This is a genomic window from Streptomyces sp. NPDC104096, from assembly GCF_055584385.1.
This window is the reverse complement of sequence record NZ_JBVJMD010000002.1, coordinates 391,945-407,280: the sequence shown is the minus strand read 5'-3', so window position 1 is coordinate 407,280 and position 15,336 is coordinate 391,945. Positions and strand designations below refer to the sequence as shown.

Below are 15,336 nucleotides of genomic sequence, written 5' to 3'. Positions count from 1 at the left end.
AAGGCGGCGACAAGCACCGAGCGAAGCATTCTCTTACGCATAGTCGGCTTCGTCCTCACTTGAAGGTCCCCTCTTCCCCCGTCGAGTAAGACGATGGCTCATTCGGGCACGTCATGGCCACACAATCAATGCATCATGTTCCTGCATGTTCAGGACCCTGGGGGGTGGAGATTTGGCAACGAATCGGACTAACGAGACGCATCCCCACGCCTTGACGGAATTGTGCGAGGACGGCGGACGCCTCTACGCGAACGCCCTGCGCACGGGGCGTATCGCCCGCGCCGAGGTGGCGGCCGCTCCGTGTCTGATGGAGTTCGCCCTGCTGCACCCCGACCCCGACGAATCGAACTGGCTGCTGCCGGTTCCCCCCTCGGTCGTCCTGGCCCAGCGTCTGAACGCCATAGAGCGCGAGATCAGCGAGCGGCGGCGGCTGTCCACCGACCTGGCCGGGGCCTTCGAGCCGTTCATGGCCCTGAGCGCCCAGGTGACGGCGGCCACGGACTCCGTCCGGGTGCTGGAGGGACTCGACCGGATCAACGCGGCACTCGACCTGGCCACCGCCCAGTGCCGGCACGAGGTGCTCACGGTCCAGCCGAGCGCCCGCCACCCGGAACGCCGGCTCATCGAGGGACTGGAGCGCGACCGGCCGCTGATCGAACGCGGGGTGCGCATCCGCACCCTGTACCAGCACACCGCGCGCTACAGCCCCGAAAGACTCGCCTACGTCGACCAGTTCGCCGACGGCAAGGCGGAGTACCGCACCATCGACGAACTCGTCGAGCGGCTGATCATCTGCGACGAGACCGTGGCCTTCATCCCGGTCCGCGAGGACCGGCAGGTCGCCCTGGAACTGCGCCACCCCGGTCTGGTCAGCTACCTGGTCAAGGTGTTCGAGTTCATGTGGAACCGCGCGGTGCCGCTGAGCGCCGGAGCCCCCTACGAGACCGCCCCGGACGGCATCACCGACATCCAGCACTCCATCGCCAAGCTTCTCGTGGAGGGCCATGTGGACGAGGCCATCGCGCGCCGGCTGGGCATGAACGTACGCACCTGCCGGGCCCACATAGCCAAACTGGCCACCGCCCTGGGCAGCGGCAGCCGTGCCCAACTCGGCTATCTGATAGCCCAGTCGGGGATCCTCAACCAGGACCACCCGGGCGTGGCCGACGACGGCGGGGCGTGACCCGGGGCGCCCTCGCCCGGCCCCCTCAAAGGGCGGTCGGGGACCCCTGATCGGGCAGGGCGACCTGCGGCGCACCGGGGGTGGGCGCGGAGCTGTCCAGGCCGACCTGGGCGATCCTGACGCCCAGTTGGGTGCGGCTCGCCGCGCCCAGCGTCTCCGACAGCCGCGCGATGTGCGCCCGGCAGGTGCGGACGCTGATGCCGAGGCGCTCCGCGATCACCGCGTCCTGGTGCCCCTCCGCGAGCAGCGCCGCGATGGACTGCTCGCGGTGCGAGATGCCCTCGATGCCGGTGTCGGGCAACGGGGCGGTGAGCGGGATCGCCAGCCGCCAGAACCGCTCGAAGACCGTGGCGAAGTAGCCGACCAGGGCCGGGTGTCTGAGCTCCAGGGCCATGGTGTGATCGGCGTTGGCGGGGATGAAGGCGACCGTGCGGTCGAACAGGATGAGCCGGTCGACGACCTCGTCGAGGGTGCGCGCCTCGACCGTGTCGCCCATCAGCTCCAGGTAGTTGAGCAGGCCCTGCCCGTGCCGGGCCACATGGTTGTACAGGTCGCGCATCCGCACCCCGCGCCCGCGCAGCGTCAGCGCCCGGTGCAGCCCCTCGGACAGCTCGGCCTCGCGGCGGATGCCGCCCGGCTGCACCGTCAGCACCTCCGTCGTGCAGGCCTCGGTCGCCTCGTCCATCGCCGTCTGGATCCGGGACAGGCCCTCCAGGACGCGGATCGAGCTGCCCTCGGTGCCGGAGGACGGCAGCCGGCCGCCCAGGCCCGCGTACCACTCGACGGCCGCGACCGCCGCGCCCACCCGGTGCCGGCTCGCGCTGACCTCGTCGTGCACCGCGCGCAGCAGCCGCGTCATGACCTCCTGCGGCGCGGTCGGCACCAGCCAGTCCATGTCGTCGGGGTCCGGGTGCAGCAGGGCCAGTTCCAGGAGGCAGGGCACCGGATCGGCGTCACGACGGCGCACCCGCCCGCGCCGTACGGCCCGGGAATACACCCGATCCCCGGCCTCGCACAGTCGGTCGGCACCGTGTGGATGCTGCTCCGTCCCGTGCCCGGCCATCGCCCGTCCCACCCCCGGTTCCAGCCTCTTCCGCAGGCGCCACTATGCGCGGACCCTACCTGCTCCGCAACACGGCTTCCCTCGGCCCGACCGTGGGAAACAGCCGGTTCGCCCCGCTTTCCGCCTACCTCCGCTCATGGCATCGCCACAAGCTGACGGTGGTGTTCCGTACCCGGCCGGTACTCGGCGGAATCCACTCCCCCGGGTGACGGACGCCCACGCCTTCCCGTCGTGTCCGCCCCCTCCCTTTTCGGCCCCGACGGCCCGACACTTCCCGTATGCCGAGAGGGCGCCTGCCGAAGGCACTGATGTGGACGACGCTGGCCGCGCTGACGCTGCCCGTCACGGGCTGCGACGCGGGTGGCGGGGGTCCGGCGGGCCCGTCGGCCTCCGCGGCCGTCCAACGGCCCTCCAGGGCCCACAAGGACGGACACCTCACGTTCACCCTGCTGTCCCTGCGTTGTGGCCTCACGGCCGTCTCGGGGTCGCACAGTGAGGCGCAACCGGACGGTCAGTTCTGCGCGGTCCGGCTGCGGGTGGAGAACAAGGACCCCGAGTTCCACACGTACGTGGTGGCGCGGCAGCGCCTGGAGGGCGTCGCCGGCCGGCGCGGACGGGCGGACACCTTCGCGATGGCGGTACGACGCCAGCACGACCAGGTCGAGATCGGCGGCCACGATCTCGTCGAGGTCGAGATCTGGTACGACGTGCCGCGCGACGCGAAGGTCACGGGCGTGCGCGTCTCGGGCGACCGCGACCGGGCGGGCTTCATGGACAGCCGTCCGGTGGAGCACGCCCCGGAGGGCGTGCTCATCCCGATGAAGCCACTCGTGGGCTGGTGAGCCGTGCGTGGGGCGGTGAGGCGGCCGGCCCGTGAGCCGTCACCCGGCCCGTGAGCCGTCACCCGGCCCGTGCGGCGCCGAGCCCTACTTGAGCCCGAGGGCGGAGCAGGCCGCCTTGTAGTCGGCCGTGCAGATGTCGGACACCTTGTAGATGCCGTCCGCGACGACGGTGTCCTTGATGTTGTCCTGGGTCAGCGCGACCACGCTCACCAGCAGCGAGGGGATGTTCTTGTTCGTGGGGCTGTCGACCTTGTCGCGGGTCAGGGCGTCGAACTGGATGTCGTGACCCTGGATCTTGGCGACGGCCATCTGCGCGGCGGCCTCGGCCTCCTCCGGGTACGACTTGTAGACGCTCATGTACTGCTGACCGGCGACGATCCGCTGGACACCCGCCAGCTCCGCGTCCTGGCCGGTGATCGGCGGCATGTTGGTGACACCCGCGGCCTTGAAGGCCTTGATGACACCGCCGGCCATACCGTCGTTGGCCGCGTAGACGCCGGCGATGTTGCCCTTGCCGATCCGCTCGATCGCCTTGGTCATCTTGGCCTGGGCCACGTCGGGGTTCCAGTCCTTGGTGTCCCAGGTGTCGGCGATGACCACCTTGCCGTCGAGCTCGGCGAGCGCGCCCGCCTTGAACTGCTTGGCGTTCGGGTCGGTGGGCGAACCGTTGACCATGACGATCTTGCCGGAGGAGTTGTCCACCTGCTCGGCCAGCGTGCGGCCCTGCACCTCGCCGACGAGCTCGTTGTCGAAGGAGATGTACGCGTCGATCGGGCCCTCGGCCAGACGGTCGTAGGCGATGACGGGGATGCCCGCGTCCTTGGCCTTCTTCACCATGCCCGCGATGGAGTGCGAGTCGACGGCGTCCAGCAGGATGATGTCGACCTTGTCGTCGATCATCTTCTGCATCTGGGTCGCCTGCACGTCCGCGTCGGCGGCGGCGTTGGCGTACGCGGTCCGGCCCTGGTTGTTGGTCAGGGAGGCGACCTTCGCCTTGATGATCGGATAGTCGAAGTCCGCGTAGCGCGTGTTCGTCTTCTCCGGCATCAGGATGCCCACCGTGACGTCGTTGCCCTTCGTCGGGCTCGCTTCTGCGGCGTCCCCCGATGCGTCGAGCATGCCGCAGCCTGCCAACGAGAGGGTCATGGTGGACGCGGCCACGGCTATGGCGATACGGCGCATTCGGGGGCTCACTTCAAGTGCGATCCGGACATGGGTACGGCATGGTGACCCAGGTGTCTGAAAAGCCAACGCGTCAACAACGGTCGCCGTCAAGCCGAGGCACTTAACGAGATAGCAACATCATGCTCCGCTTCGCTCACAGTCGGTCGTGAACGCCCTGCCCATTCTTCGCCAAACGCCCTTTTACGGTCCCTTCACCCATGGGAAGTTCATGGAAAAGTAAAGTTTCACACAATCCATCGCCGCTCCGTCGAACCATGATCACGAAGGGTGTCGGCGTCCGCCGGGGCCCGCCACCGGCCGCACGCGAAGGGGCCCGGGAGGTCTCCCGGGCCCCTTCACACACGTGCCGTCGCGCCGTACCCCCGCGTCGCGGCCCTCAGTCGGAGGACCCCGGCCGCTTCGGCCGCCACACCACCAGCGCGCTGGTCTGCTGGACCTCCTGGTACGGGACCAGGTCCCGCCGGTAGGAGGCGTGCACCGCGGCCTCACGCTGTCGCATCGCGGCCGCCGCGCCCTCCAGCGCCGCCTCCATCTCCGCCACGCGGGACTGGAGCGCCGCGACCTGGTTCTCCAGTTCGATGATCCGCTTGATACCGGCCAGGTTGATGCCCTCGTCCTGCGACAACTGCTGGACGGTGCGCAGCAGTTCGATGTCGCGGGCCGAGTAGCGCCGGCCCCGTCCGGCCGTGCGGTCGGGGGAGACCAGACCCAGACGGTCGTACTGACGCAGCGTCTGCGGATGCAGACCGGAGAGCTGGGCCGCCACCGAGATGACGTAGACCGGGGTCTCCTCGTTCAGTTCGTACGGGTTGCGCCGACGGCCGTCCATCACGCTCAAGCTCCCTTCGCGGCCTCGAACAGCTCCGCCCGCGGGTCCTCCCCCGCGGTCGCCTCGCGATACGCCTCCAGTGCGTCACGAGCATTCCCCGACAGATCCTTCGGAACACTCACCTCGACGGTGACCAACAGGTCGCCGCGGGTGCCGTCCTTGCGGACCGCCCCCCTGCCACGGGCGCGCATGGTGCGCCCGTTGGGGGTGCCCGGGGGGAGCTTCAGCGTCACCGGCGGACCACCGAGGGTCGGGACCCGCACCTCGCCGCCGAGTGCCGCCTCCGTGAACGTCACCGGGACGGTGACGGTGAGGTTGTCGTCCTTGCGGCCGAACACCGGGTGCGCGTCGACGTGCACGACGACATACAGGTCGCCCGCCGGCCCGCCCCGCTCACCGGGCGCGCCCTTGCCGCGCAGCCGGATCCGCTGCCCGTCGGTGACGCCCGCCGGGATGCGGACCTGCATGGTGCGCGAGGACTTGGCACGGCCGCTGCCCTTGCACTCCATGCAGGGGTGCTCGGCGATCAGGCCGCGCCCCTTGCAGTCCGGGCAGGGGTCCGTCAGCGAGAAGCCGCCGCCGGAGCCCCGCGCCACCTGTCCGGTGCCGACGCAGGTCGGGCACACCCGCGGGGTGCCGTTCTTGTCGCCGGTGCCGGAACAGGCCTTGCACGCCTGCTGCGAGGTCATCCGCAACGGGACCGTCGCGCCCTCGATCGCCTCCGTGAAGCTGAGCGTGACCTCGGTGTCGATGTCCTGTCCGCGCCGGGGCTGGGTGCGCGTGCCGGTGCCCGCGCCACCCCGGTTGAACAGGCCCCCGAAGACGTCGCCGATGCCGCCGCCGAAGCCGCCGGCACCACCGCCGCCCTGCGGGCCGCCGCCGAAGAGGTCGCCCAGGTCGAAGTTGAAGTTGCCGCCGCCCGCGCCCGGTCCCGGGCGGAACCCGCCGGCACCGAAGAGGGCGCGGGCCTCGTCGTACTCCTTGCGCTTCTTGGGGTCGCCGAGGACGTCGTTCGCCTCGGAGATCTCCTTGAACCGCTCCTCGGCCTTGTCGTTGCCCTTGTTGGCGTCCGGGTGGAACTCGCGGGCGAGCTTCCGGTACGCCTTCTTGATCTCGGCCTCGGTCGCGTCCTTGGGGACGCCGAGAACCTTGTAGTAGTCCTTCTCGATGAAGTCCTTGGTGCTCATCCCCGACGCCCCTCCTTCCGCTTCCGTGTCTGAGCGTCAGCCCTCGTCCGGGCCACCGCTCTCCTTGTCGTCACCCGTCTCGGCCGAGTCCTCGGCCTTGACCGTCTGCGCCCCCGGCTGGGGCTCGGCCACCGCCACCCGCGCGGGGCGGATGGTGCGCTCGCCGAACCGATACCCGGGCTGCAGAATCGCCACGCACGTCGTCTCGGTGACGTCCGGTGCGTAACTGTGCATCAGGGCCTCGTGGATCGTCGGGTCGAAGGGCTCGCCCTCCTTGCCGAACTGCTGCAGACCCATCTTCGCCGCGACGGTCTCCAGCGACTCCGCGACGGACTTGAACCCGCCGACCAGCTCGCCGTGGTCCCGCGCGCGCCCGATGTCGTCGAGCACGGGCAGGAGCTCGGTCAGGAGGTTCGCGATGGCGATCTCCCGGACCGCGATCCGGTCCCGCTCGACCCGGCGACGGTAGTTCTGGTACTCGGCCTGGAGCCGCTGGAGGTCCGTCGTGCGCTCGCCGAGCGCCGTGCGCACCTGGTCCAGCTGGGCCACCAGGGCCGCGGTCCGGTTCGCGTCCCCGGCCGGGGCCGCCGCCTCCTCCGCGGAGGGAGCGGCGGCCGTCGGCTCGGCGTCGTCAGAGGTGGCGCCGGAGGGGACGTCGGGCTTCTCTTCAAAGCCCGGGGTCTCCTCCGTCACGCGACACCGTCCCGGCGCTCGTCGTCGACGATCTCGGCGTCCACGACGTCGTCGTCGGCGCGGGCCTCACCGGCACCGGCGGACGCGCCACCGGCGGCCTGCCCGGCCTGGGCGTCGGCGTACATCGCCTGGCCCAGCTTCTGCGAGACGGCGGCGACCTTCTCCGTGGCGGTGCGGATCTGGGCGGAGTCCTCGCCCTTGAGCGCGGCCTTCAGCTCCTCGACGGAGGCCTCGACCTCGGTCTTGATCTCGCCCGGGACCTTGTCCTCGTTGTCCTTGAGGAACTTCTCCGTCTGGTAGACGAGCTGCTCGCCCTGGTTGCGGGCCTCGGCCGCCTCGCGGCGGGCGTGGTCCTCCTCCGCGTACTTCTCGGCCTCCTGGCGCATGCGGTCGACCTCGTCCTTCGGCAGCGAGGAGCCGCCGGTGACGGTCATCTTCTGCTCCTTGCCGGTGCCGAGGTCCTTGGCCGTGACGTGCATGATGCCGTTGGCGTCGATGTCGAAGGCGACCTCGATCTGCGGCACGCTGCGCGGGGCCGGCGGCAGACCGGTCAGCTCGAACATGCCGAGCTTCTTGTTGTACGCCGCGATCTCGCGCTCGCCCTGGTAGACCTGGATCTGCACGGACGGCTGGTTGTCCTCGGCGGTGGTGAAGATCTCGGACCGCTTGGTCGGGATCGTCGTGTTCCGCTCGATGAGCTTGGTCATGATGCCGCCCTTGGTCTCGATGCCGAGGGACAGCGGGGTCACGTCGAGGAGCAGGACGTCCTTGACCTCACCCTTGAGGACACCGGCCTGGAGCGCGGCGCCGATGGCGACGACCTCGTCCGGGTTCACGCCCTTGTTGGCCTCGTTGCCGCCGGTCAGCTCCTTGACGAGCTCGGCGACGGCGGGCATACGGGTCGAGCCGCCGACGAGGACGACGTGGTCGATCTCGGACAGCTGGATGCCGGCGTCCTTGATGACGTTGTGGAACGGCGTCTTGCAGCGCTCCAGCAGGTCGGCGGTCAGCTGCTGGAACTGGGCGCGCGTGAGCTTCTCGTCCAGGTGCAGCGGGCCCTCGGCGGAGGCCGTGATGTAGGGCAGGTTGATCGAGGTCTCGGTGGACGAGGACAGCTCGATCTTGGCCTTCTCGGCGGCCTCGCGCAGACGCTGCAGGGCCATCTTGTCCTTGGCGAGGTCCACGCCGTGACCGGAGCGGAACTGCTGCACCAGGTAGTCGACGACGCGCTGGTCCCAGTCGTCACCACCGAGGTGGTTGTCACCGTTGGTGGCCTTCACCTCGACGACGCCGTCGCCGATCTCCAGGAGGGACACGTCGAAGGTGCCGCCACCGAGGTCGAAGACGAGGATCGTCTGGTCGTCCTTGTCGAGGCCGTACGCGAGCGCGGCCGCGGTGGGCTCGTTGACGATACGAAGGACGTTGAGACCGGCGATCTCACCGGCTTCCTTCGTCGCCTGGCGCTCGGAGTCGTTGAAGTACGCCGGGACGGTGATGACCGCGTCGGCCACCTTCTCGCCCAGGTACGCCTCGGCGTCGCGCTTCAGCTTCTGCAGGATGAACGCGCTCATCTGCTGCGGGTTGAAGTGCTTCCCGTCGAGCTCGATCTTCCAGTCGGTGCCCATGTGGCGCTTCACCGAGCGGATGGTCCGGTCCACGTTCGTGACCGCCTGGCGCTTGGCGACCTCGCCGACCAGCACCTCACCGTTCTTCGCGAAGGCGACGACGGACGGCGTGGTCCTGGCACCCTCGGCGTTGGTGATGACGGTGGGCTCGCCGCCCTCCAGAACGCTGACGACGGAGTTAGTCGTGCCCAGGTCGATGCCGACCGCACGTGCCATGGTGATTTCCTCCAGCTGACTTGAGTGGAACGGACTCAAGTGTGCACGACCACCACCCCGCGGTCAACAGAGCTGAGCCGTGGAGGCTCAACTCTTATCCGTTCCTTACACGCAACTGGGCTCTGACCTGCGTGGATGCGGGGCGTCGCGACCCGTTCACCGGAAATCGAAGTACCCCCCACACACCGATCAGCGCCACCACCGCCACCCAGAGCGCGGCCTGCGCGCCGATCCATCCGGTGTGCACCAGCACCCCGACGAGCACCGCCGGGAACGCCGCGGCACCGAGCACCACGGTCGCCCCCTGCGGGGTGAGCCCGAGCCGGCGCAGCCGGTGGCCGAGATGGTCGGGCCCGCGGCGCAGCAGCGGGCGCCCGGCGATCCGCCGCGCCAGGACCACGAGGACGGCGTCGGCGACGGCGACCGCGGTGAGCGCGAACAGCACGCCCACGCTGGAGCCGAACCCGTACCCGGCGCGGACCTGCACGGCGGCCGCGGCGAGCACGAAACCGGTGAACAGCGAACCGCAGGCGCCGAGGCCGACCCGCGCGGGATGCCAGTTGTGCATGAGGAAGCCGGTCAGCGCGGCGGCCAGCACGCTGAGCAGCACCGCGAGCCCGTCCATGACCTCGGCGGCGGCGCAGGCGCCCGCCCCGAAGGCGGTGACGACCCCGACGGTGCCCACCAGCCCGTCGGCGTGGTCGAGCCCCTTGAAGGCGACCGTCACGCACACGATCCAGCCCACGGCCGACAGCCCGGCCGCCACACCCGTCTCCGGGTACGGCACGACACAGGCCGCCGCCACGGCCGTACCGACGACGATGAACCGCGTCTTCAGCCGCCACACGTCGGCGACCAGCCCGAGCGCGGCGACCGCGGCGCCCGCGCCGAGCAGCTGTCCGATCCCGGTGCCGAGCGGCGCGACCCCCGTCCAGTCGCCCACCGCCGCGACGGCACAGGTGGCCACCACCACCGCCACTCCGCCCAGCAGCGGCAACGGCCGCTGCCGCCGTCGGTCGACCACCCCGCGCCGGCGGGCGGGGGCCCGGAGCAGCGCCGTGAGGACGGCGGCGAGGAGGAGGGCGGCGGTGGCGGCGGCGATCCCGTAGAGCACGGATATAAGTTAGAGGTAAATGTACCAATTTGGTACGAGTAACACGATCGGATCGCGACCGCTCCGGACCGCCCCCGACCGGCTCCGCGACCCGGACCGTGAGGCAAGCCTCAGCGACACAGATCACCGAGCGGCTGACTACAGTGCGGCGGAGGATGCGGGTAGTCTCAGACGGACTGCATAAGTTACCGCTTAGTAATCTCGAACGAGAATCCCTCGCAGGCCCGAGGAGCCCCGAAATGCAACTCGCCGCGATCATCGTGTCGCTGGTCCTGACCGTGGTCGGCGTGGCGCTGCTCGCACGCGCCGTCGGCCAGTTCGTCCGGTACTTCAAGCTGGGACAGCCCGTGCCCGCCGGAAGCCGGACCGACAACCCCTACCAGCGCAGCGTGACGCTGGTCCGGGAGTTCCTCGGCCACACCCGGATGAACCGGTGGGGCATCGTGGGCTTCGCCCACTGGTTCGTGGCCGTCGGCTTCCTGACGCTGCCGCCGACCCTGGCGCAGGCCTTCGGACAGCTCTTCCAGGCCGACTGGACGCTGCCGGTCATCGGCGACTTCCTGCCGTTCGAGATGTACACCGAGTTCATCGGCGTGATGACCATCCTGGGCATCGTCGTCCTGATGGCGATCCGGCTGCTGAACCTGCCCTCGCGACCGGGCCGCAAGTCCCGCTTCGCGGGCTCCAAGTCGGGCCAGGCGTACTTCGTCGAGTACGTCATCCTCACCATCGGCCTGGCCATCTACACCCTGCGCGGCCTCGAGGGCGCCATCCACCACGTCGACGGCTACGAGGCCGGCTACTTCGCCTCGTACCCGCTGGTCCTGGCCTTCAAGGGCCTGAGCGTCGCCACCCTCCAGAACCTGGTCTACCTGGTCGCCATGATCAAGATCAGCGTCTCCTTCATCTGGATGATCGTGGTGTCGCTGAACACCAACATGGGCGTCGCCTGGCACCGCTTCCTGGGCTTCCCGAACATCTGGTTCAAGCGGGACGCGACCGGCGGCACGGCCCTGGGCGCACTCCAGCCGATGACCTCCGGCGGCAAGCCGATCGACTTCACCGACCCCGGTGACGACGACGTCTTCGGCGTCTCCCAGGTCGAGCAGTTCTCCTGGAAGGGCCTGCTCGACTTCTCCACCTGCACCGAGTGCGGACGCTGCCAGTCGCAGTGCCCGGCCTGGAACACCGGCAAGCCGCTCTCCCCGAAGCTGCTGATCATGTCGCTGCGCGACCACGCGCACGCCAAGGCCCCCTACCTGCTGGCCGGCGGCGGCAAGACGACGGAGGGCGACGAGAAGGCGTCCGAGGAGCAGCTGGCGGGCGTGCCCGCCGCCGCCCTCGCCGAGGCCGAGCGCCCGCTCATCGGCACCGCGGAGGAGAACGGCGTCATCGACCCGGACGTCCTGTGGTCCTGCACCACCTGCGGCGCCTGCGTCGAGCAGTGCCCGGTGGACATCGAGCACGTCGACCACATCGTCGACATGCGCCGCTACCAGGTCATGATCGAGTCCAGCTTCCCCTCCGAGGCGGGCACGATGCTCAAGAACCTGGAGAAGAAGGGCAACCCCTGGGGCCTGGCCAAGAAGCAGCGCCTGGAGTGGACGAAGGAACTCGACTTCGAGGTGCCGGTCGTCGGCCGCGACATCGAGGACCTCACCGAGGTCGAGTACCTGTACTGGGTCGGCTGCGCGGGCGCGCTGGAGGACCGGGCCAAGAAGACCACGAAGGCGTTCGCCGAACTCCTCAACATCGCGGGCGTCAAGTTCGCGATCATGGGCGGCGACGAGAAGTGCACCGGTGACTCCGCCCGCCGCCTCGGCAACGAGCCCCTCTTCCAGGAGCTCGGCATGGAGAACGTCGCCGCGCTGAACATGGCGTTCGGCGAGGACGACGAGGACGAGTCGACGAAGAAGCCCAGGTCGGCCAAGAAGATCGTCGCAACCTGCCCGCACTGCCTCAACACCATCGGCAACGAGTACCCGCAGCTCGGCGGCGACTACGAGGTCATCCACCACACCCAGCTGCTCCAGCACCTGGTGGACGAGGGCAAGCTGGTCCCGGTCACCCCGGTCGAGGGCATCATCACCTACCACGACCCCTGCTACCTGGGCCGCCACAACAAGATCTACACGCCCCCGCGCGAGATCATGACCGCCGTCCCGGGCCTGCGCCAGCAGGAGATGCACCGCCACAAGGAGCGCGGCTTCTGCTGCGGCGCCGGCGGCGCGCGGATGTGGATGGAGGAGCGGATCGGCAAGCGCATCAACAACGAGCGCGTCGACGAGGCCCTTTCGCTGAACCCGGACATCGTCTCCACCGCCTGCCCGTTCTGCCTCGTCATGCTGACCGACTCGGTCAACGGCAAGAAGAACGAGGGCAAGGCCAAGGAGTCCGTCCAGGTCGTGGACGTCGCCCAGCTGCTCCTCGAGTCCGTCAGGACGCCGGTCGCGGACGAGCCCCCGGCGGGCGAGTCGCAGTCGGAGAGCGAGCCCGAGCCGGAGCCGGTGAAGTAACACCGCCGTTCCCACCCGCCGACGCCCCCTGACCCGCCTGCCGGGCAGGGGGCGTCGGCGCACACGCCACGCGCACCCGCCGTACGGTCCTCAGGTGCCGTACGCGCCCCACATGCCGTACGCGCCCCACGTGCCGTCACGCGCCTCACGTGCCGTCACTCGGACGGAGGACACCTCCGCCGCGCCCCGCCGGTCCCGCGCGCGAAACCTCCCGACCCCTCGGAAAAGCCCCCGGGACCCCCCTTAGGGGATGTCACAGCTCGGCAGCAAAGCCCGGCCCTGAACCCCCGTCCCCGCCCCTCACCCTCCGGGACCAGGTACGTTCGAAGGCGTGGCTGGATTCAGGAACGGACGCGGCGGCCGGGACGACCGCGCCCCGCAAGCGCGACCGCACAACCCTCCGTACGGGCAGCAGGCACCCCAGGGACCGCCGTCCTACGGCTACCCGTCGGCTCCGCAGCCGTACCCGCAGCAACCGCAGTACCGGGGCAGCCAGCAGCCGCCGCACGGCGGCTCCGGCGGGGCCCAGTGGCCGCAGGGCGGCCAGGGCGGCGGCGAGCCGGAGTACTTCGGCGCGGCCGACCCGTACGGCGCCCCGCACGACCCGTACGCGGCGAACCAGCCGGGGCACACCCAGGCGTTCTCCATCGACGAGCACGCCTCCTACAACCAGGGCGGCACCTACCACGCGGGCGCCGCGCAGCCCTCGGCCCCGGTCGGCCCGCCGCTGCACTGGAAGGCGCTGCTGAGGGGCATCGTGACCGCCCCCGACCAGACCTTCCTGCGGATGCGCGACTACACGATGTGGGCCCCGGCCCTGATCGTGACGTTCCTCTACGGCCTGCTCGCGGTCTTCGGCTTCGACGGCGCCCGCGAGGACGCGATCAACGCCACCCTCTCCAACGCCATCCCGATCGTCCTGATGACGTCGGTCGCGATGGTGGTCAGCGCCTTCGTCCTCGGCGTGGTCACCCACACCCTGGCCCGCCAGCTCGGCGGCGACGGCGCCTGGCAGCCCACCGTGGGCCTGTCGATGCTGGTCATGTCCCTCACGGACGCGCCGCGACTGCTGCTGGCCATGTTCTTCGGCGGCAACGCGACCTTCGTCCAGGCCGTGGGCTGGGCGACCTGGGTGGCCGCCGGAGCGCTGCTGACCATGATGGTCCGCCGCTCCCACGACCTGCCCTGGCCCAAGGCGCTGGGCGCGTCGGCGATCCAGCTCGTCGCGCTGCTGTCGATCGTGAAGCTGGGCACGTTCTAGCGTCCGGCCCCACCGGCACCTGAAAGAAGGGGCTCACCGTCCACACGGACGGTGAGCCCCTTCTCGCGTCTCGGTCGTCCCGCCGGGGCGGGACCGGGTCAGAGCGCTTCCCGGTTCGGCCGGGCGGCCTCTCCCGACCTGTGGACAGGGGGCAGAACGCTCCACGGGAAGTTGATCCACGCGTCCGTGCGCTTCCACACGTACTCGCAGCGGACGAGCGACTGCGGCTTCTCGTAGATCACCGCGGAGCGCACCTCGGCGACATGCTCGACGCAGAAGTCGTGCACGAGCTTGAGGGTCTTGCCGGTGTCGGCGACGTCGTCGGCGATCAGCACCTTCTTGTCGGTGAAGTCGATCGCGTTCGGTACGGGCGCCAGCATGACCGGCATCTCCAGCGTCCGGCCCACACCGGTGTAGAACTCGACGTTCACGAGGTGGAGGTTCTTGCAGTCGAGGGCGTAGGCGAGACCGCCGGCCACGAAGACGCCCCCGCGGGCGATGGAGAGCACGATGTCCGGCTCGAACCCGTCGTCGGCGATCGTCTGCGCGAGCTCGCGGACGGCGACGCCGAACTGCTCGTAGGTCAGGTTCTCCCGCTCGTCCGCGACGCTCATACCTGCGTCCGGTGGAAGTCGATGAAGGAGCGGGAGGCGGTGGGACCGCGCTGCCCCTGGTACCGCGAGCCGTAGCGCTCACTGCCGTACGGGGACTCGGCGGGCGAGCTGAGCCGGAACATGCACAGCTGCCCGATCTTCATGCCCGGCCACAGCTTGATGGGAAGGGTCGCGAGGTTGGACAGCTCCAGCGTCACGTGACCCGAGAACCCGGGGTCGATGAACCCCGCGGTGGAGTGGGTGACGAGGCCGAGCCGCCCCAGCGAGCTCTTGCCCTCGAGCCGGGACGCGAGATCGTCGGGCAGCGTGATGACCTCGTACGTGCTGGCGAGCACGAACTCCCCGGGATGGAGGATGAACGGCTCGTCGCCCTCGGGCTCCACCAGCCGGGTCAGGTCGGCCTGCTCGACGGAGGGGTCGATGTGGGGGTACCGGTGGTTCTCGAACACCCGGAAGAACCGGTCGAGGCGTACGTCGATGCTGGACGGCTGCACCATGGATTCGTCGTAGGGATCGATCCGTACCCGCCCGGCGTCGATCTCGGCCCGAATGTCCTTGTCTGAGAGAAGCACGTCCCGAGGATACGCAAGGCGCGCGGACCCACCACCATCGTGGCGTCTCCGCGCGCCTGCCCTCACGATCCGTTCCGGCCGTCACGTCGCCGGCCGGCTGCCGACACCCACGAGCGCCGCCACGGCCGCACGGTCGCGGCAACGGCCGCTGCCACTACCGCCGCTGAGGCACGAGGCCGACGGGCACGGAGCTGCGCAGCCGCGCGCAGCGCGGGCACCGGACGAGCCGCCCGGGACCGAGTCGCCCGGCCTGCTGCATCGGGAACGAAGTGGTGTTGAACACGTGCCCATCGGCACAACGGACGACGGTGCGCTCCATCAAGTCCTGGAGTCCTTCCCCAAAGAGCCGCGTCTGGCTGGGATGCTGACGACGAAATCCACAATACGGGATGAAAGGGACGCCACTCCAGACGGCACTCCGCCCTGCCGGGGCCCT

Annotated in this window: 13 protein-coding genes; 4 read left to right on the top strand and 9 right to left on the bottom strand. The window is 69.9% G+C overall.

All coding sequences use genetic code 11. The features are described from left to right. The first annotated feature begins 145 nt into the window (after positions 1-145). Positions 146-1,183 carry a helix-turn-helix transcriptional regulator gene (locus tag ACZ60B_RS04250; RefSeq protein ID WP_469384007.1) on the top strand — a complete coding sequence of 346 codons (1,038 nt, stop codon included), beginning with the start codon at positions 146-148 and terminating at the stop codon, positions 1,181-1,183. 25 nt (positions 1,184-1,208) lie between these two features. Here ACZ60B_RS04250 and ACZ60B_RS04245 read toward each other — a convergent pair whose 3' ends face one another. Beyond that, positions 1,209-2,246 carry a helix-turn-helix transcriptional regulator gene (locus ACZ60B_RS04245; protein ID WP_469384005.1) on the bottom strand — a complete coding sequence of 346 codons (1,038 nt, stop codon included), beginning with the start codon at positions 2,244-2,246 and terminating at the stop codon, positions 1,209-1,211. Between the two features lie 278 nt (positions 2,247-2,524). On the opposite strand from ACZ60B_RS04245, the gene ACZ60B_RS04240 reads away from it, so the two are divergent. Then, on the top strand, positions 2,525-3,088 hold the full coding sequence (locus ACZ60B_RS04240; RefSeq protein ID WP_469384003.1) for a DUF4352 domain-containing protein: 564 nt from the start codon (positions 2,525-2,527) through the stop codon (positions 3,086-3,088). Between the two features lie 84 nt (positions 3,089-3,172). On the opposite strand, the gene ACZ60B_RS04235 is transcribed toward ACZ60B_RS04240, so the two are convergent. The 6 genes from ACZ60B_RS04235 to ACZ60B_RS04210 form a co-directional block, all read right to left on the bottom strand. Continuing rightward, entirely contained in the window at positions 3,173-4,270 is a 1,098-nt protein-coding gene (locus ACZ60B_RS04235; RefSeq protein WP_469384001.1) for a sugar ABC transporter substrate-binding protein, read from the bottom strand. Between the two features lie 379 nt (positions 4,271-4,649). After that, entirely contained in the window at positions 4,650-5,102 is a 453-nt protein-coding gene (locus ACZ60B_RS04230; RefSeq protein ID WP_450661420.1) for a heat shock protein transcriptional repressor HspR, read from the bottom strand. A 5-nt stretch (positions 5,103-5,107) separates the two neighbouring features. Continuing rightward, positions 5,108-6,289: a molecular chaperone DnaJ gene (gene dnaJ, locus ACZ60B_RS04225; protein WP_450661227.1), complete on the bottom strand. Its 1,182-nt coding sequence runs from the start codon at positions 6,287-6,289 to the stop codon at positions 5,108-5,110. A gap of 36 nt (positions 6,290-6,325) precedes the next feature. Continuing rightward, complete coding sequence (gene grpE / locus ACZ60B_RS04220; protein WP_450661226.1) at positions 6,326-6,982, bottom strand: nucleotide exchange factor GrpE; 657 nt, start codon at positions 6,980-6,982, stop codon at positions 6,326-6,328. Continuing rightward, complete coding sequence (dnaK, locus tag ACZ60B_RS04215) at positions 6,979-8,823, bottom strand: molecular chaperone DnaK (RefSeq protein ID WP_469383999.1); 1,845 nt, start codon at positions 8,821-8,823, stop codon at positions 6,979-6,981. The genes grpE and dnaK overlap by 4 nt, the downstream gene beginning before the upstream one ends. A 94-nt stretch (positions 8,824-8,917) precedes the next feature. Beyond that, positions 8,918-9,937 carry an MraY family glycosyltransferase gene (locus ACZ60B_RS04210; RefSeq protein WP_469383997.1) on the bottom strand — a complete coding sequence of 340 codons (1,020 nt, stop codon included), beginning with the start codon at positions 9,935-9,937 and terminating at the stop codon, positions 8,918-8,920. Between the two features lie 239 nt (positions 9,938-10,176). On the opposite strand from ACZ60B_RS04210, the gene ACZ60B_RS04205 reads away from it, so the two are divergent. Both ACZ60B_RS04205 and ACZ60B_RS04200 read left to right on the top strand, forming a co-directional pair. Further along, a complete protein-coding gene (locus ACZ60B_RS04205; RefSeq protein WP_469383995.1) occupies positions 10,177-12,453 on the top strand; it encodes a (Fe-S)-binding protein in 2,277 nt (758 codons plus the stop codon). A 331-nt stretch (positions 12,454-12,784) separates the two neighbouring features. Then, on the top strand, positions 12,785-13,714 hold the full coding sequence (locus ACZ60B_RS04200) for a Yip1 family protein (RefSeq protein WP_469383993.1): 930 nt from the start codon (positions 12,785-12,787) through the stop codon (positions 13,712-13,714). Between the two features lie 98 nt (positions 13,715-13,812). Here the strand turns inward: ACZ60B_RS04200 and ACZ60B_RS04195 are convergent, their stop codons facing one another. Together ACZ60B_RS04195 and dcd are read right to left on the bottom strand one after the other, a co-directional pair. Further along, positions 13,813-14,328: a phosphoribosyltransferase gene (locus tag ACZ60B_RS04195; protein WP_469383991.1), complete on the bottom strand. Its 516-nt coding sequence runs from the start codon at positions 14,326-14,328 to the stop codon at positions 13,813-13,815. Further along, on the bottom strand, positions 14,325-14,900 hold the full coding sequence (dcd, locus tag ACZ60B_RS04190; RefSeq protein WP_162468433.1) for a dCTP deaminase: 576 nt from the start codon (positions 14,898-14,900) through the stop codon (positions 14,325-14,327). The genes ACZ60B_RS04195 and dcd overlap by 4 nt, the downstream gene beginning before the upstream one ends. Positions 14,901-15,336: the final 436 nt, after the last annotated feature.

Coding starts and splice junctions, on each gene's coding strand:
- ACZ60B_RS04250 (WP_469384007.1), top strand. CDS start 146: ATGTTCAGGACCCTGGGGGGTGGAGATTTGGCAACGAATCGGACTAAC.
- ACZ60B_RS04245 (WP_469384005.1), bottom strand. CDS start 2,246: ATGGCCGGGCACGGGACGGAGCAGCATCCACACGGTGCCGACCGACTG.
- ACZ60B_RS04240 (WP_469384003.1), top strand. CDS start 2,525: ATGCCGAGAGGGCGCCTGCCGAAGGCACTGATGTGGACGACGCTGGCC.
- ACZ60B_RS04235 (WP_469384001.1), bottom strand. CDS start 4,270: ATGCGCCGTATCGCCATAGCCGTGGCCGCGTCCACCATGACCCTCTCG.
- ACZ60B_RS04230 (WP_450661420.1), bottom strand. CDS start 5,102: ATGGACGGCCGTCGGCGCAACCCGTACGAACTGAACGAGGAGACCCCG.
- dnaJ (WP_450661227.1), bottom strand. CDS start 6,289: ATGAGCACCAAGGACTTCATCGAGAAGGACTACTACAAGGTTCTCGGC.
- dnaK (WP_469383999.1), bottom strand. CDS start 8,823: ATGGCACGTGCGGTCGGCATCGACCTGGGCACGACTAACTCCGTCGTC.
- ACZ60B_RS04205 (WP_469383995.1), top strand. CDS start 10,177: ATGCAACTCGCCGCGATCATCGTGTCGCTGGTCCTGACCGTGGTCGGC.
- ACZ60B_RS04195 (WP_469383991.1), bottom strand. CDS start 14,328: ATGAGCGTCGCGGACGAGCGGGAGAACCTGACCTACGAGCAGTTCGGC.